This is a genomic window from Nonomuraea roseola, from assembly GCF_039535395.1.
Taxonomy (GTDB): domain Bacteria; phylum Actinomycetota; class Actinomycetes; order Streptosporangiales; family Streptosporangiaceae; genus Nonomuraea; species Nonomuraea roseola.
On the sequence record NZ_BAAAXC010000002.1, the window covers coordinates 1 to 15,495 of the forward strand.

The window sequence follows — 15,495 nt, forward strand, 5'->3', positions numbered from 1 at the left end:
AGGAAGCACAAGAACTTCCCCGAGGGCCTGTCCCCGAAGGCCTCGGGGAACACTTCGCGGGCGCTCGGTGCGGGGGCCGGTTCGCTGATGGCGTGATCCGGAAGTCGGCCCCGGTGAAGGCGTCGGCCATCGCGTGCAGCGGCCGGCTCCAGAAGGTCATCAGGGCGGTGTGCCCGCCGAGGGTCCATTCGTCGGAGCTCTTGCGGGTCGCGAAATAGCTGGTGCCGTAACCGGCTTGCAGGAAGTCGGCGAAAGGGTGATTGACGGACACGATCAGCCGGCCGCCGGGCGTCAGACGGTGGAGGTTCCGGGGCAACGGCGACCACTGTGAATGGTGGCAAGGAGACGGACGGCCGGTAGTGATCACCGGCAGCGGTTCCACCTCCGACGGGGCCAGCGGCCTTCGATTGCGCGCCCAGTACCGCGCCACCCCGGAGACTTACACCGTCCGCTCACTCGACGGCTAAGCGCCGACTTGTTGCGCCCTGCACTGTTCGGGTAGACCGTGGCGTGTGGCGGACGGCGACATGGTCGGCGCGGGCGTGAGAGTCCGCACGGTCACGCTCGACGCCGGCGAGGAGTTGACGGCGATCGTGGATCTGGCCGAATGCCGGCGCGACCGGCCGCGCGAGCGCGCCGCAGTTCGAGCGCTGAAGGCAAGAGCCCAGCCTGAGACAGGCTGGGCTCGGCTACTTCTACGGGTGGATGGCGGCGCTCCACTGGCCGCGCCGGAGGCGGATCGTCCGCGCCGATCGCGGCCTTCGGTGACGCGTTGCGTAGTCTGCTGGAGGTATTGATGCTGCCGGAAACGGCCGATCTTCCGCAGATGGCCGAAACCTACTCCGCCACAATCGAAGAGTGGGACTCTTATCCGAGTCATACAAGAAGCCCGGGACCATACGCTATGCACACCCGAACACCAACATCCTGGGATCCAAGGGAGCCAGTCCGGGGAGCCAACGGCTTCAAACTGGCTTCGACGGCTTGCGACCTCTCCAGAATGTCGCCGCAGGTGGAAGGCTCCCCGTTCGACTCCGTCAGACCGGTCTAGACCCTTTGCTCGTGGCTGCGCGTCAAGGACGTCAAGGGGATCCTGATCCCGGCGGTGCTCCCGGCCGTCTCCATGGCCCCGCTGCTGCTCGGCATCGCGACGTGGTGAACCGTCCCACTTGATCCACGAGTGGCTGGTCCGGCCGTGGCCGCGTCACCCACACTCGCCAGAGGCTTTCCTCGGCGGCTACTCCGCGTAGGGCTGGTCCGCTCCCTGGGCGCTGTAGCCGAGACTCCAGATGTAGCCGTCCGGGTCGGCGAAGGAGCCGCCGTACCCGCCCCACGGCAGGGCGCCGGCGGGCTTGAGGATCGCGGCGCCGGCCTTCGCGGCCTCCGCGATGATCTCGTCGACCCGCGCCTCACTGCGGACGACGTAGGTGAGGACGAGCCCGCTGAAGCCGCTGCCTTCCGGGCTGGCGCCCACCTGGTCGGCCAGGCCTTCGCGGCCGTAGAAGCCGACGGGCGTGGCTCCGTCCGACTCGAAGAACACCGAGACGCCGTAGTCGTCCTTGATCTTCCAGCCGAGCCCCTCGGTGTAGAACTGCTTGGCCCGGTCCATGTCCCGGACGCCGAGGAGGATCGAGCTAACGTGCGCTTTCATACCTTGTCTCCTTTGTGCTCTAGGGATGCGGCACATGCGAGTCACGTTACAAACGGCTCGGTATCCAGCGCTTCTTGATTCGTGACCGGTTTGGTCACCTGTACTCCGCACCGCTCCGACGGTAGACGCCGGCGCCGGGACCGGCGTCCTCGTGGCGCAGAAGGTCGAACGGTTGACGGGTTACCCCCGCTTCTCGTAGACAGCGCCCGTCATCCCCCACATGAACACCGCGCCGAGGGGGTTGTCCGGGAAGTCCGCCTTCAGCACCCTGGTGAGGAACTGGGCCATGCCGCAGTCGTAGCGGCTCCACAGCGCCTCACCCCTGTTGTAGACCAGGACGGGCCACGCGGCGGCATCCAGGTCCGTGGTGTCCCAGCACAGCAAGTCGGCGGTGGCGCTGACACCCCAGGTGATCAGCAGCGGACGGGCGCCCTCCAGATCGGGCGTCTTGTCCTCGGTCAGCCAGTCGGCCTCGGCGTTGGCCGTCTCCATCACCATCCCGTCCCGCCGCGCCTCAGACAGCGCCACCCTGGGTTCCGGCTCACCGATCGACAGGTAGTCCTGCACTGATCCGGACCCGTACACCTGCATGAACCGCTGATAGTCGGGCGGGAACGACCGCCCCCACGACTCGGTCATCCGAGCCCAGTCCACCAGCGTTCCGTCACCAGCCGGTGGCGGCATGAGCCGCTGTAGGACATCAACGTCAGCCGCCGCACTCATCGGCACCTCTCTTCCACGTGCCCCATCATCACAGCGAACTTCGCGGGCTGATAACCCGGCAGGGCCCGAAGCACCGGCGCCACCCGAGTCCGCATGACGATCTCTTCGCTGCCCGCCCTCCTGATCACCTCGGCCAGCGCCGTCGCCCCCGGCCGCAACTCCTCACGAGCCCTCCGTTCGCAAGGGACGACAACGGCGGCCCTGGCGGGCACTCCTTGCCGAACACGACCGCCCGCCAGGGCCGGCGCGGTGTCGATGGCGAAGGCGTCGAGGGGTCGAGCCCGCCGGGCCCGTCCCGGCTGCGGGTTTGATCACGGCACGGTCCCGACGGCGGGCATCGGCCAGGGTGAGCGAGCCGGCGTATTCCTTGGTTCTGTTCTGAAGTCCACTTGCATGGACGGATGGTGGAACGCGGTCTCGTCGGTGCCCGGGGTGTCTGGGGTGCTCAGGCGAACAGGGCCAAGACGGTTCGATTCACTGTCAGTCGTCGATTGCCTGGTAGAGCGTGGTCCAGAAGTCGAGGATGGCCCGCGTCGAGTCCGGGTTGGTCGTCCCGACCTGGGTGAGCAGGATTCCGATGAGCTGCTTGTCCGGGTCGCCGTAGGTCGAGGTGCCGGCTCCGCCGTCCCAGCCGAACTGACCGATGGACGCGTAGTCCGCACGATAGGTGCGCACCGCCATCCCGAAACCCCAGCCGCCGTGCTGCCCCTGGCCGAACGACACATGGACGTATTTCTTGGCCAGGGCGGTTCGGAGGGCCGTCTCCTCGGGCGTCATACGGTTGGTGGTCATCAGCTCAACAGCGGGCCGCGACAGGATCCGCTGGCTGCCGTGCATCCCGCCGTTGAGCAGCATCCGGAAGTAGGCGTGGTAGTCGTCGACGGTGGAGACCAGCCCACCGCCGCCGGACTGGAAGGCCGGAGGCCGGCTGACCCGTCCGCCCGCCGCCTCGTCCCACACGATGAGCTTGCCGGTCTTCGGGTCGGGCGCGTAGAGGGGCGGCAGCCGGTCGATCTTGCCGGCGGGCACGTGGAAGCCGCTGTCCTTCATCCCCAGCGGATCGAAGATGCGCTCGCGCAGAAACGTCTCGAACGGCTTGCCCGTGACCCTGGAGACCAGCACGCCGAGGACGTCATGGCTGATGTTGTACTGCCAATGTTCTCCAGGCTGGTAAATCAGCGGAAGCGTGCCCAGGCGGCGCATCCACTCATCCGGCTTCAGGATCGGGACCCCTTCCTGGGGGTAGAGCCCCCGCTCGAAGATCGCGGCCGTGATCGGAAAGGTCAGCACCGTCGGGTCGATGCCGAGCCCGAACGTGGCGGTCATCAGGTCCCGTACGGTGATCGGCCGCTGCGCCGGCACGGTGTCGTTCAGCGGGCCGTCGGGCCGCTTCAGCACCTGCCGGTCGGCGAGTTCGGGCAGCCACTGGTCTACCGGGTCGTCCAGCCGCAGCCTGCACTCATCGATCAGGACCGTCGCCGCAGCCATCGCGACCGGCTTGGTCGTGGAGGCCATCCGGAAGATCGTGTCCCGGCGCATCGGCGCGCCACCTTCAGCGCGCATCGTCCCCATCGCTTCGACGTGCGTCTGCCCGTCACGGCTGACCAGGGCCACCAGTCCGGGAATCTTCCCGGACTCGACATGCCGGGCCAGCACCTCGCGCACCCTGCGCAGCCCGGCTTTGGACAAGGAGGCCCCTCCAGAGCTCAGGTTCTTGGGGATCGGGCCGGTGCCTGTCGAGACAGCGGTGGCCGAGACAGCGGCGCTCGCCTCGGCGCTTCCCGACGCAGCCACCAGACCGCCGACCGCCAGCGGAACGGCGCCCAGCGCTCCGAGGATCGAACGGCGGGAAGGGCCATGGTCAGCGTGGTCAGGCGAGGGATGCGGCGAGTTCATGGAGCCGCCGCTGCTGTTTTCCATCATGAATCCCCTTGCGTAGGTGTTCGATCTGGTGAGCCCGCCCCGGACGTGGCGCTGATGGCTTCGATAGCGACGCACGGGGGTCGAGGTTGAGCACGGCAGGCTCTGGCCGGCTCCCCTGCTCTTGCTCGGGGCGGACTGGCCCGCGCTCTGCCTGACAAGCGGTAGCTGCGCGGGTCGGCTTGCCGTCAGGCGGCGTCGAGGGCCGCGGTGACCTTGCGGATCATGTCCGCCAGGGTGGGGATGGGCGCGCCGCGGTGGGTGCGGGCGGCTGCTTCGACGGCGACGAGGACGGTCTTGCGGAAGCCTGCTGCTTGACCAGGCTCATGGCCGCAGTCAGGGCCGGCAGCACGGAGGTCGGCGAACGGCCGGATGGCGGCTTCAGTGACCGAGACGCGGGTGCCACCGGAATACGGGCGGAAACGGGCTGCCAACGCGATCGCCGCGCGGGCGAGCGACCACAACGGGGGCGGGCGGCCGTGCGCGCCCCCGTCACTGGCTCGCGGTCAGGCGTCCCAGGTGACCGGGAGGCTCTTGATCCCGTAGATGTCGGCGGTCTCCGGCCGCAGGGCGACCTCTTCGGCGGGTACGGCCAGGCGCAGCGTGGGGAAGCGGTTGAGCAGCGCGGGGAAGGCGACGCGCATCTCGACGCGGGCCAGCTGCTGGCCCAGGCACTGGTGGATGCCGTGGCCGAAGGCCAGGTGCCCGCCGTCCTGCCTGTGCAGGTCGAGCACGTGGGGGTCGGTGAAGCGCTCGGGGTCGCGGTTGGCGGTGGCGTAGGACAGGATGACCGTCGTACCGGCCTTGATGGTCTGGCCGCCCAGCTCGATGTCCTCCAGCGCCGTCCTCATGGACGTCTTGGCGACGGTCAGATATCGCAGCAGTTCCTCCACGGCCTTGTCGGTGAGCGCGGGATCGGCGCGCAGCGCGGCCAGCTGTGCCGGGTTCTGCAGCAGGGCGAAGGTGCCCAGCGCCAGCATGTTCGCGGTGGTGTCGAACCCGGCCGACAGCAGGATCAGGGCGATCCCCTTCAGCTCCTCGTCGGTCAGATCGCTGTCGAGCAGGTCGCTGAGCACGTCGTCGGTGGGGTTGGCGCGCTTGGCGACCACCAGCTCCGCGAGGTACTGCTGGGTCGCGGTGTAGGCCGCGATCAGTTCCTCGTCGCCGACCTCCCCGCCGAGGAACTTGTCGATGTGCTCCTGGAAGGAGCCCCGATCCTCGTAGGGCACGCCCAGCAGCTCACAGATCACGATGGAGGGGATGGGCTTGGCGAACGCGGTCACCAGGTCCGCCGACGGCCCTGCCTTCTCCATGGCGTCCAGGTGTTCGGCGGTGATCTGCTCGACGCGCTCGGTGAGCTGCCGCATCCGCCGGACGGTGAACTTGCCCACCAGCGGTTTGCGGTAGCGGCTGTGCTGCGGCTCGTCCATGAGGAGGAATTCCCCGGGCGGCGCAGGAGGGACCTCGATGTCACCGTAGTCGACCAGCGGGTGGTGGCGCATGAGCTCCCTGCGGGAGCTGAACCGCGCGTCGGCCAGGACCGACCGGACCAGGTCGTAGCCGGTGATCAGCCAGCCCTGGTGTCCGTCGGGGAAGGGGAAACGGCTGATCGGACCGTGCTCGCGGGCCTCGACCAGCTCCTTGGGCGGGTCGAAGGGGCAGCCCGGCTGACGCGCCGCCGGCATCGTCTCGATGGTGTGGAGGGATTCACTCATGACTCTTCCTCGTCTCGCGATGAGTCTCGCGGTAGTACGTGTGGCAGAGCTTGGAAGCAGGCGCTCGAAGCAGAGCGGGGTGTGGCCGACCTCGCAGACGATCGTTTGTTCCCGTCGACTGAGCCGGCTTGGCCCTGTTGCTGCCCGGCCGGGCTGCTGGATGACGGGTTCGGGAGTCGGGCTGCGGTGTGGGGGCTGTGCGGGCCGCGCCGTACCGAAGTGGGACCGGTTGCGGGCGTGCGAGCGGCTACGGCAAGAGCCGGCGGTGTTACGACCGTTTCTACGCTTGCTGCTCAAAGCCGTCTTCGACGTCGGGGGTACCCCCGGGGACGGGCGTCGAGCACGATCTTGTCCTGGCCTTGCGCAGGCCGCTAGGAGATCTTGCGGCGGTAGGTGTTCATGGCGAAGGCGTAGGCGACGATGAGGATGCCGCCGCACCAGCCGAGGGCGATCCAGATGTCGGTGCCGACCGCCTGCTGGGTGAACAGGTCGCGGATGGCGTTGACGATGGAGGTCACCGGCTGGTGCTCGGCGAAGAAGCGCACCGGGCCGGGCATGGTGTCAGTGGGCACGAAGGCCGAGCTGAGGAAGGGCAGGAAGATGAGCGGGTAGGAGAACGCGCTCGCACCCTCCATAGTCTTGGCGGACAGGCCGGGGATGACGGCGATCCACGTCAGCGCCAGGGTGAACAGGATCAGGATGCCGGCGACCGCGAGCCACGCCGTCACGCCCGCCCCCGAGCGGAAGCCCATGAGCAGGGCGACGAGCACGACGACCACGAGTGAGATCGAGTTGGCGACCAGCGAGGTCAGCACGTGCGCCCACAGCACGGACGAGCGCGCGGTCGGCATGGACTGGAATCGCTCGAAGATGCCGCCCTTCATATCCATGAACAGCCGGAACGCGGTGTAGGCGATGCCCGAGGCGACCGTGATGAGCAGGATGCCGGGCAGCATGTAGTTCACATACGAATCCGACCCTGTTCTGATCGCACCGCCGAACACGTAGACGAACATCAGCATCATGGCGATCGGCATGATCGCGGTCGTGATGATGGTGTCCGGGCTGCGCGCGATGTGGCGCAGCGACCGTCCCAGCAGGACGGTGGTGTCGCCGAAGAAATGCTTGCTCATCGGTGTTCCTTACTTGTCCGTACTGGCATGCGATATCCGCCGGACGTCGCCGCTCTTGCCGTCGGCGCCGACGAGGGTGAGGAAGACGTCCTCGAGGGTCGGCTGCTTCTCGACGTATTCGACCCTGGCGGGCGGGAGCAGCTGCTTGAGCTCGGCCAGGGTGCCGTTGACGAGGATCCGGCCCTCGTGCAGGATCGCGATCCGGTCGGCGAGCTGTTCGGCCTCGTCCAGATACTGCGTGGTGAGCAGCACCGTCGTACCCCGGTCGGCGAGTTCCTTGACGGTCTGCCACACCTCGATGCGCGCCTGGGGGTCGAGCCCGGTGGTCGGCTCGTCGAGGAAGATGACCGGCGGGTCGCCGATGAGGCTCATCGCGATGTCGAGGCGGCGGCGCATGCCACCCGAATACGTCGACGCCTTCCGCGCGCCCGCGTCGGTCAGCGAGAAACGGGCGAGCAGGTCATCGGCGATCTTGCCCGGATCCTTGAGGTGTCGCAGCCGGGCGACCAGCACGAGGTTCTCCCGCCCGCTGAGGATCTCGTCGACGGCGGCGAACTGCCCGGTGAGGCTGATGGACTCCCGCACGTCCGCGGCCTGCGTGGCGACGTCGAAGCCGTGGACGCGGGCCGTGCCCGCGTCGGCCTTGAGCAGCGTGGACAGGATCTTCACCACCGTGGTCTTGCCGGCCCCGTTCGAGCCGAGCAGGGCGAAGATGCTGCCCCGCGCCACGTCGAAGTCCACGCCACGCAGCACCTGCAGCGTCTTGTACGACTTCTCCAGGCCCTGCACCTGGATCGCCGGGGCTTTCCGTGTCGCCATCAGACGCTCCTGTCTTCTTTCCTGGTGTCTTCGCCGGCGGCTCGGTCGATGGCGCTGGTGAAGCGTTCTCGCTCCCGGCTGATGTACCGTCCCACCGAGTAGTTCTGCACGAACGCCTCGACGAACTCCACGGGGTCCTCCCCGAAGATCGCGCGGATCGGGGTTCCGTCCGCCGCGCTCTGCTCGAACAGATCGGCCAGGTCCTCGAACATCGAAGCCGCGTCGGCGCCGTCCCCCGGCCCGAAGTGCATCAGGTACCGCTCCAGCGCTTCGACCGCCGTCCGATAGTTCTCGGGAAGCTGTTTGACGCGCGCCTTGTACTGCCGCCAGCGCTTCTTGTCCTCGAGCGGCCCGGTGACCACCTCCAGGTACTGCCGGTAGCGCCTCTTCGGCTCGTTCGATTCTGTGTTCATGGCTACTTACCTCCTTCGCGGAGCTTTTCGAGCCGTTCGGAGAGGAAGCTCCAGGTCCTCCAGAACTCTTCGAGATGCTCGCGTCCCTGAGCGTTCAGGGAATACACCTTGCGCGGCGGCCCCTTCTCGGACGGGACCTTCTCCACGTCGACGAGGCCGCGCTGCTCGATCCTGACGAGCAGCGCGTAGATGGTGCCCTCGGCGATGTCGGAGAAGCCCTGATCCCGCAGCCACGCCGTGATCTCGTAGCCGTACGCGGGCCGGCCGGACAGGATCGCGAGGACGATGCCCTCCAGCGTTCCCTTGAGCATCTCCGTCGCCTGCTTGCCCATGGAACACCCCCTCAGCTACTCAGTGTTGCTTACTACCGGTACAAAGTAACACTGACTACTGGTACTTAGCAACAATGAATAGCTGAGGTACAAGCCGAGACCACAACCGTGTCAGCTCGCGGCCTTTCCGCCGCAGAAAACGTCCTTGACGAGCTTGTTCAGCGCCTTCGGGAACGCCTGCGCCGGGTCGATCGCGGCGTCCCCGCTGGTGATCGAGGCGGTCAGGGTCTTCTTGCCGTCGGGCGTGCTGTACATCAGCGACCCGTAGCCTCCCACGCTGCCGTTGTGGTTGAGGAGGGTGCCGACGCAGTCCGGGCCGGTGTCCTGCACGTACACCCCGAGGCCGTAGCGGCCGAAGAGGCCGCCGCTCTTAGGGTGCGGCTTGCGCATCTCGGCCAGCAGCCTGGCCGGGATGAGCCTGCCGCCGTTCAGCGCCGAGAAGAACGTGTGAAGATCCTGGGTGGTCGAGATCATGTCACCGGCGGCGGGCAGCAGGGAGGTGTTCTGGCGGGTGACGTCGACCACCTTCCACTGGCCGGCGTCCTCATACCGGTAGTAGCCGTGGGCGTGCGGCCCGCGGATGTTCGTCCGGTTGCCCGGCAGCTCGGTGTCTCTCAGCTTGAGCGGCCGCAGGATCCGCCGCTTCATCTCCTCGGCGAGCGAGCGGCCGGTGACCTTCTCGATCAGCAGCTGGGCCAGCGTGTAGTTGGTGTTGGCGTAGCTCCAGTTCGTCCCCGGCTCGAACTTCGCCGGCTTGGACAACGCCAGCCGTACCAGCTCCTGCGGCCGGTAGGCATGGAACCGGTTGTCCACCCACTCCTTGCCCACCGAGGGGATCCCCGGCACGAACGTCCCGTCGAGGTAGAACTCGCCGGAGTAGTTGAACACCCCGCTGGTGTGCTGCAGCAGCATCCGCACGGTGATCCGCCGGTCCAGTCCGAGCTTGGGCAGGTAGCCGGCCACCGGGGCGTCCAGCCCGATCTCGCCTTCGGCCACCAGTTGCAGTACCACAGTCGCGACGAAGGCCTTGGTGGTGCTGCCGCTCCAGAACCGCCCGTTCGTCGGCGGCTTCGCACTCGCGCCCAGCTTGCGCACCCCGGCGCTGCCGACCCACTCGCCCCGCTCATCGTTCACGCGCATCTGCATCCCGGCGAAACCGGCATCGACGAAGTCCTGGATGGCCTTCTGCAGCTCGGGGCGGTCCTGCCCGGCAGCGGCCTTCGGCACGGCGCTGCTGTCCGCGGTGCCGGACGGGGCGGCCACAGCGGGCGTGGCTGCCCCGGCCAGTAGCGCGGCCGCCAGCGCCGTGAGCACCACGCGCTGGGAGACCCGCCGCGTCCGGGCCGTGGAGTTCTTGACGGTGGGGAGGGATTCACTCATGGTCGCTCCTCGTTTCGCGACAGTACGTGTTTGAGACGAGTCGAAAGCTACGTTGCATTCGAAATTCAGTCAATCGATCGAAATGGCTTCTGCCAGCTCAAGCCCTATAAACTGATGCAATGACGCTGCCGTCGAACGCAATGCAAAGTTGCAATGAATGACGGCGAAGGCAATACTGACGGCATGCCAGGAGGACGATTGACCCAGCAGGACCGCGAGCGCATCGCGGCCGGACTCGCCGACGGGCTCTCCTACGCCGAGATCGCCAGGCGGCTCGACCGGCCGACCTCGACGATCACCCGGGAGATCGGACGCAACGGCGGCCCCACCGGCTACCGGCCCCAGCAGGCACACCAAGCGACAGCCCAGCGAGCCCGACGCGGCACACCGGCACCTCCGCGCGCGGCCGGATCGCCGGGCGGCACGATGGAAGAGGAACTCATCGAGGTAGCGGTCAGGACGGGGCTGCCGAGGATGACCGCGCGCGTGCACCTCGACCTGCTGCTGTCCGAGGACGGCAGGCGCACCGCGGCCGAACTGACCCACAGACTGAACATCAGCCCGGCCACCGTCTCCATCGCCGTGAACTTCCTGGTCGAACAGGGGTACATCCGGCGCGAACGCGATCCGCAGCGGCGCCGCGACATCTACGTGGTCGACGACGACGCCTGGTACAACTCGATCATGACCAGCAGGCGGCAGACGCTCGAGACGGTGCAGGCCGCGATGGCGGCGGCCGAGACGTTCGGGCTCGACAGCCCCGTGGGGCAACGGCTGGCCAAAGCAGGGGCGTTCCTGGAGCGGATCAGCCTGGACATGATGGAGTCGGCCGACCGCTGGCGCTCACTCTTGACGTGACGGGTCTCAGCCGAACCTCCTGAGGAACCGGCTGACCAGCCCCTGCCCGCCACCGGAGCCCGGAGCTTGGCGGTTCCGCCGGGGGGATACCGGATCCAGAACCAGCCACCGGAGGCGAGATCCGGGCCGCCCTCGCACACCGAGCCGGACAGGTCGTCCACGTCCATCAGAACGTCGAAGGCGCCCCCGTCGAACCCTGTCCGGCGATGGTCGTGCGCAGGATCTCGATCCACCACTCGAGCATGCGATCCCGCGCGGTCGCGTCCAGTCCGACGCTCCTGCGAAATTCGTCGCCGAACAACGGCTCCGTCGCGACAGCCTGGTGCAATCCGGCCACCGTCAGCTGGATCGCCTCGCGTGGCGGCGGCGTCCGTCCGATGGCCGCACAGTGCTGCCGCGCCTGGGCGTGCAGCCGGTCCACCACCTCGTCGAGCAGTCCGCTGCCGGTATCCCGCCAGCCGGACCGGTGCAGCGCGAGCGCGAGTTCGGCGTAACCCTCGGCGTACAGCGCGTACAGCGCGCGCACCAATTCGGCGGGGTCGATCGGGCCGTCGGTCCACGCCTCCAGCACGGTGTGCAGTTCCGCCTTCAGTTTGGCCCCTCCGAATCGCAGCAGCGACTCCAGGAGCTGTTCGCGCGTGCCGAAGTGGTGGTTGACCGCGGCGTCGGACACCCCGATCTCGGCGGCGACGGCGCGCACCTGCACGGCGGCCGGGCCCCCGGCGGCGAGCAGCTTGCTCGCCGCCTCGAGGATCATCCGCCTGGCGTCATCGGGTTTGCGTCGCACTCGGGTGACCACGCGCCCATCTTACCTTGACGAGCCAAGGTACTGCGCTTACCTTGATGGCTCAAGGTAAGGGAGGTGGTTCCATGCCCGGACAATCCATGACTGCGGCGATGACCGACCTGGCGGCGGCCCTGGGCGTCACGATCCACGATCCGGCGCCGCCCCGCGAGATCCGCTTCTCCCGCTCGGGCTGCCGGTTGCACGGTTTCGACTGGGGCGGAACCGGTGCCCCGGTAATCCTGCTGCACGGCGGCGGACTGACCGCGCACACGTGGGATTTCGTCTGTCTCGGCCTGCGCGGCGCCGCCCGGCTGGTGGCGCTGGACCTGCGTGGTCACGGCGACAGCGACTGGTCCGACGACTACCGTATCGACACCATGGCGGCCGACGTCATAGCCGCGGCCGACCACCTCGGCTTCGATCGGGTCCGGCTGGTCGGCATGTCGCTCGGCGGCGTGATCGCGGCCCACGTCGCCGATTCGCGGCCCGACCGGGTGGAGCGGCTGGCGCTCATCGATGTCGCACCCGGTGTGGACTTCGACAGCACCCGGCGAGTACGGGCATTCATGGCCGGCCTCGGTCCGGTGCGAGAACTCGAGACGGTGGTCGAGGCCGCGATGCGGGTCAACCCGCACGCCAACCGCGCGAGCGTCGCCTACCGCATGAGCACACTGTTTCGCCGTGCACCCGACGGCGATTGGGTGCCGAAGGGCGATCAGCTTCCACCCGACTTCCCCGCCATTCTCGCGGCCATCGATCGGCTGGCCGCCCAGCTGACCGGGACGCCGGTGCTGCTGGTGCGCGGCGGCCGCAGCAGGGTGCTCCCCCAGGCCACCGCCGAACGCCTTGTCGGGCACCTTCCGGACGGGCAGCTCGTGGTCGTTCCGGACGCGGGGCACAACGTCCAGGAGGACAACCCGGCCGCGCTGATCAGCGCATTACGTGCCTTCCTGACACGCTGACCGTGACGAAATGCCCTGGGGGGTCAATCACATCGCGAGGGGGCCGAGGTCGGCGGCTGTCTGGGCCAGGGCGCGGACAGCGGGGCCGTCGGCGGTGGAGCGCCACGTCAGAGCCCATTGGAGGGCGGGGGCGTCGGGCATGGGCAAGAAGACGATGCCGGGGGGCCTGTTGTAGCGGGCGGCGACCTCGCCCAGCGGGTGGACGCAATGTCCGGCGGCGACCAGGGAAAGGATCTCGTGGAAGGTCCGCGCGGAGGGCCCACGTGGGATCCGGCGGCCGCGCGGTGTCCGTGTCGGGACCATGGAGGCGACCCAGTACTCGGGCGCGTGGGGGCCGAGGTCGACCACGTGGTTGTCGGCGAGGTCCTCCAGGGACGCGGTGCCGCGATCGGTCAGCGGGTGGTCTGCCGACACGGCCAGCACGCGGCCTCCGGTCAGCACGGTGGGGCCGACCGTGAGGTCCGGTTCGGCAACGGGCAGCCACAGCACGTGCACGTCGTTGTCTCCGGTGCGCAGGGCGGTGAACGGATCGCTGCCGTAGACCTCGCCGAACTGGACGTCGCTGCCGGGGTAGCGGGCGCGAAACGCGTCGACGAGGGGGCGTAGTGCGTGCCCGGCATGGCCGAAGACGCCCAGCCGCAGGCGCTGGCCCGCGCCGAGGCCGGCTGCTTCTGCGCGGGCGAGTCCCGCCTGGAGGAGGTCGAGGGCCTGCTGGAGGTCTTCGCGGAGGCGCCGGCCGACAGGAGTCAGGGTCACGCGGCGGCTGGTGCGATCGAACAGGGCCACACCGAGGCGCCGTTCCTGTTTGCTGACGGCCTGGCTGACGCGGGCCGGAGACACGCGAAGCCGTTCGGCGGTGCGGCCGAAGTGCAGTTCCTCGGCCAACGTCAGAAAGATCTCGATGTCGCGCAGCTCCACCAATAACCCCAGAGTTAACGATCCCCGCACGAAGCTTACATTGTTCCCCCGCTGACCTGCCTCGATGCTGGACACACCACCCCGGACAGGGGCACACGCCTGATCGGCGCATCGACAAAGGCAGGAAGACCAATGAGCGACATACGGGCCATCGCCGATCGCGTCGAGATCGAGGCGCTGCGCGCCGAGGTCACCGACGCGGTGATGATGCGTGACTATGACCGGGTCGCGTCGCTGTTCACGCCCGAGGGCGCGATGCGGTGGCCGCACATCGACAAGGAGTTCGTCGGCAGGGAGGCGATCCGCGCGGGGGTCGAGTGGGGGCAAGGGCTGTGGGAGTTCTTCGTACAGAACGTCCACCCGGGCGTCATCCGGCTGGAGGGCGACACCGCGAGCGGCCGTGCGTACATCCAGGAGTTCGGGCGGATGCGTGAAGGCAGCTCGCACCTGAACTACGCCCTGTACCACGACCGCTACCAGCGCACTCCCGACGGCTGGAAGTTCAGCGAACGCGTCTATGAGGTCAGATACCTCGACCCCACCCCGCTTGCCGGCTCGCCGCTCCCCGCAGCGCCCGAAGCTCAGGCGTGACTCGGCGCTCGGCCTGCCCCATGCGACGGGAACCGCCCGCCCGGCTGCGGCCGGGTTCCTCGTCGCGGACCTCACCCGAAGCCTCCGCCCCGTTCGCCGGCGGAGAGAGAACGAAGAGAAGGAAGCCTCTACCGTGATTCTGGTCACCGGTGCCGCTGGAAATGTCGGCGCCAACGTCGTCCGTCAACTGCTCGACGCGGGCGAGAAAGTACGCGTCATGACCCGTAACCCCGGCGACCGTTCCTTCCCGGACGGCGTCGAGGTCGTGGCCGGCGATCTGACCCAGCCGGAGACCCTGCCGGGGGCGCTGTCCGGCATCGAGCGGGCATTCCTGTTCCCCGTCTTCACCGGGGTCGGCGGATTCCTCGACGCGGCGCGGCAGACCGGTCTGCGGCACGTCGTGCTGCTGTCGTCGTCGACCGTCACCTTCTCCACACCTGGGTTGATCGGCGAACAGCACCTGCAGGTCGAGCGGGCGGTCGCCGCGTCCGGGTTGCCGTGGACCTTCGTGCGTCCCGACGCGTTCATGTCCAACGACCTGGTCTGGGCGCCGCAGATCGCGGGCGGCGAGGTGGTCCGCGGGGTGTACGGCAACGCCGCGCTGGCCCCGGTCGACCCGCGCGACATCGCCGCGGTCGCCGTCCGCGCCCTGCTCGATCAGCGCGCCGGTGAGGCCTATGTGCTCACCGGGCCGCAGTCGCTGACCCAGATCGAACGTGTACGGATCATCGCGGAGACGATCGGGCGGCCGTTGCGGTTCGAGGAGGTGCCCAGGGAACAGTTCAGGGAGCAGATGCTGCGCCACGGCATGCCCGCGCCGGTGATCGACGAGCTCCTCGACGGGCTCGCCGCGAGAGACGGCAAGACCGCTGAGATTTCGCCCGCGGTCGAGGAGGTCACCGGGCGGCCGTCTTTCACCTACGCGCAATGGGTCGCTCACCACGCGGCAGCGTTCGTCCCGGCACAGACCTGACGGCGACTGCCCCGAATGCGGGGCAGGCCGGGAACCGGCTGCTTGAGGCGGGCGAATGCATCTGGCCTACACCGGGACCACCTCGCCCTTCGACAAGGCCCATATCCCGGAATGACTTCAGGAGACACTGCATCGCTTGAGCACGTCGACCCCGCAAGGAGCGACACCCGGAGTTCCGCACTCCCTGCGACGGTTCGAGGCAGTCGCGCGTCCACTTGATCACCCGGACCTGCTCATGGTTCCGCGGCGCACCCCATTCCAGCTTCCTGGTCTCGGAGGAGCCGCTGGAACCGCTCCTCCTTCGTGATCGTCGTCACAGA

Annotated in this window: 16 protein-coding genes; 4 read left to right on the forward strand and 12 right to left on the reverse strand. The window is 68.3% G+C overall.

Going from position 1 to position 15,495, the window contains the following annotated elements; all coding sequences use genetic code 11:
• Positions 1 to 1,237 precede the first annotated feature (1,237 nt).
• The 10 genes from ABFX55_RS00430 to ABFX55_RS00475 form a co-directional block, all read right to left on the reverse strand.
• Positions 1,238 to 1,651 carry a VOC family protein gene (locus ABFX55_RS00430; protein WP_346116360.1) on the reverse strand — a complete coding sequence of 138 codons (414 nt, stop codon included), beginning with the start codon at positions 1,649 to 1,651 and terminating at the stop codon, positions 1,238 to 1,240.
• 180 nt (positions 1,652 to 1,831) lie between these two features.
• Complete coding sequence (locus ABFX55_RS00435) at positions 1,832 to 2,305, reverse strand: hypothetical protein (RefSeq protein WP_346116358.1); 474 nt, start codon at positions 2,303 to 2,305, stop codon at positions 1,832 to 1,834.
• 549 nt (positions 2,306 to 2,854) lie between these two features.
• Positions 2,855 to 4,297 carry a serine hydrolase domain-containing protein gene (locus tag ABFX55_RS00440; protein ID WP_346116500.1) on the reverse strand — a complete coding sequence of 481 codons (1,443 nt, stop codon included), beginning with the start codon at positions 4,295 to 4,297 and terminating at the stop codon, positions 2,855 to 2,857.
• A gap of 185 nt (positions 4,298 to 4,482) precedes the next feature.
• A complete protein-coding gene (locus tag ABFX55_RS00445) occupies positions 4,483 to 4,758 on the reverse strand; it encodes a hypothetical protein (protein WP_346116502.1) in 276 nt (91 codons plus the stop codon).
• Between the two features lie 42 nt (positions 4,759 to 4,800).
• Positions 4,801 to 6,009, reverse strand: coding sequence for a cytochrome P450 (locus ABFX55_RS00450; protein WP_346116504.1), 1,209 nt, complete (start codon positions 6,007 to 6,009; stop codon positions 4,801 to 4,803).
• 371 nt (positions 6,010 to 6,380) lie between these two features.
• Complete coding sequence (locus ABFX55_RS00455; RefSeq protein WP_346116505.1) at positions 6,381 to 7,142, reverse strand: ABC transporter permease; 762 nt, start codon at positions 7,140 to 7,142, stop codon at positions 6,381 to 6,383.
• Positions 7,143 to 7,151: 9 nt separating this feature from the next.
• A complete protein-coding gene (locus ABFX55_RS00460) occupies positions 7,152 to 7,961 on the reverse strand; it encodes an ABC transporter ATP-binding protein (protein ID WP_346116507.1) in 810 nt (269 codons plus the stop codon).
• Positions 7,961 to 8,374 (reverse strand): DUF1048 domain-containing protein, encoded by a 414-nt coding sequence (locus ABFX55_RS00465; RefSeq protein WP_346116509.1) that lies wholly within the window; start codon positions 8,372 to 8,374, stop codon positions 7,961 to 7,963. Before ABFX55_RS00465 ends, ABFX55_RS00460 begins: the two co-directional genes overlap by 1 nt.
• A gap of 2 nt (positions 8,375 to 8,376) precedes the next feature.
• Positions 8,377 to 8,706: a PadR family transcriptional regulator gene (locus tag ABFX55_RS00470; protein ID WP_346116511.1), complete on the reverse strand. Its 330-nt coding sequence runs from the start codon at positions 8,704 to 8,706 to the stop codon at positions 8,377 to 8,379.
• A gap of 111 nt (positions 8,707 to 8,817) precedes the next feature.
• A complete protein-coding gene (locus tag ABFX55_RS00475; protein WP_346116513.1) occupies positions 8,818 to 10,086 on the reverse strand; it encodes a serine hydrolase domain-containing protein in 1,269 nt (422 codons plus the stop codon).
• Positions 10,087 to 10,284: 198 nt separating this feature from the next.
• Between ABFX55_RS00475 and ABFX55_RS00480 the strand changes: the two genes are divergently transcribed.
• A complete protein-coding gene (locus ABFX55_RS00480; protein WP_346116515.1) occupies positions 10,285 to 10,944 on the forward strand; it encodes a GbsR/MarR family transcriptional regulator in 660 nt (219 codons plus the stop codon).
• Positions 10,945 to 11,110: 166 nt separating this feature from the next.
• On the opposite strand, the gene ABFX55_RS00485 is transcribed toward ABFX55_RS00480, so the two are convergent.
• The gene (locus ABFX55_RS00485) at positions 11,111 to 11,701 is read right to left on the reverse strand and encodes a TetR/AcrR family transcriptional regulator (protein WP_346116517.1); all 591 of its coding nucleotides are present in this window, start codon (positions 11,699 to 11,701) and stop codon (positions 11,111 to 11,113) included.
• Between the two features lie 140 nt (positions 11,702 to 11,841).
• Here ABFX55_RS00485 and ABFX55_RS00490 point away from each other — a divergent pair, with 140 nt between their 5' ends.
• Complete coding sequence (locus tag ABFX55_RS00490) at positions 11,842 to 12,693, forward strand: alpha/beta fold hydrolase (protein WP_346116519.1); 852 nt, start codon at positions 11,842 to 11,844, stop codon at positions 12,691 to 12,693.
• 27 nt (positions 12,694 to 12,720) lie between these two features.
• On the opposite strand, the gene ABFX55_RS00495 is transcribed toward ABFX55_RS00490, so the two are convergent.
• Positions 12,721 to 13,611: a LysR family transcriptional regulator gene (locus ABFX55_RS00495; RefSeq protein ID WP_346116520.1), complete on the reverse strand. Its 891-nt coding sequence runs from the start codon at positions 13,609 to 13,611 to the stop codon at positions 12,721 to 12,723.
• A 132-nt stretch (positions 13,612 to 13,743) separates the two neighbouring features.
• Between ABFX55_RS00495 and ABFX55_RS00500 the strand changes: the two genes are divergently transcribed.
• Together ABFX55_RS00500 and ABFX55_RS00505 are read left to right on the forward strand one after the other, a co-directional pair.
• Entirely contained in the window at positions 13,744 to 14,202 is a 459-nt protein-coding gene (locus ABFX55_RS00500; RefSeq protein ID WP_346116522.1) for a nuclear transport factor 2 family protein, read from the forward strand.
• Positions 14,159 to 15,175 carry an NAD(P)H-binding protein gene (locus tag ABFX55_RS00505; protein ID WP_346116524.1) on the forward strand — a complete coding sequence of 339 codons (1,017 nt, stop codon included), beginning with the start codon at positions 14,159 to 14,161 and terminating at the stop codon, positions 15,173 to 15,175. The genes ABFX55_RS00500 and ABFX55_RS00505 overlap by 44 nt, the downstream gene beginning before the upstream one ends.
• Positions 15,176 to 15,495 lie beyond the last annotated feature (320 nt).

What these genes read in the sequence shown, in the direction of transcription:
- ABFX55_RS00485 (WP_346116517.1), bottom strand. Translation starts at nt 11,701, where the DNA reads ATGATCCTCGAGGCGGCGAGCAAGCTGCTCGCCGCCGGGGGCCCGGCC.
- ABFX55_RS00450 (WP_346116504.1), bottom strand. Translation starts at nt 6,009, where the DNA reads ATGAGTGAATCCCTCCACACCATCGAGACGATGCCGGCGGCGCGTCAG.
- ABFX55_RS00430 (WP_346116360.1), bottom strand. Translation starts at nt 1,651, where the DNA reads ATGAAAGCGCACGTTAGCTCGATCCTCCTCGGCGTCCGGGACATGGAC.
- ABFX55_RS00465 (WP_346116509.1), bottom strand. Translation starts at nt 8,374, where the DNA reads ATGAACACAGAATCGAACGAGCCGAAGAGGCGCTACCGGCAGTACCTG.
- ABFX55_RS00455 (WP_346116505.1), bottom strand. Translation starts at nt 7,142, where the DNA reads ATGAGCAAGCATTTCTTCGGCGACACCACCGTCCTGCTGGGACGGTCG.
- ABFX55_RS00470 (WP_346116511.1), bottom strand. Translation starts at nt 8,706, where the DNA reads ATGGGCAAGCAGGCGACGGAGATGCTCAAGGGAACGCTGGAGGGCATC.
- ABFX55_RS00440 (WP_346116500.1), bottom strand. Translation starts at nt 4,297, where the DNA reads ATGATGGAAAACAGCAGCGGCGGCTCCATGAACTCGCCGCATCCCTCG.
- ABFX55_RS00460 (WP_346116507.1), bottom strand. Translation starts at nt 7,961, where the DNA reads ATGGCGACACGGAAAGCCCCGGCGATCCAGGTGCAGGGCCTGGAGAAG.
- ABFX55_RS00475 (WP_346116513.1), bottom strand. Translation starts at nt 10,086, where the DNA reads ATGAGTGAATCCCTCCCCACCGTCAAGAACTCCACGGCCCGGACGCGG.
- ABFX55_RS00500 (WP_346116522.1), top strand. Translation starts at nt 13,744, where the DNA reads ATGAGCGACATACGGGCCATCGCCGATCGCGTCGAGATCGAGGCGCTG.
- ABFX55_RS00490 (WP_346116519.1), top strand. Translation starts at nt 11,842, where the DNA reads ATGACCGACCTGGCGGCGGCCCTGGGCGTCACGATCCACGATCCGGCG.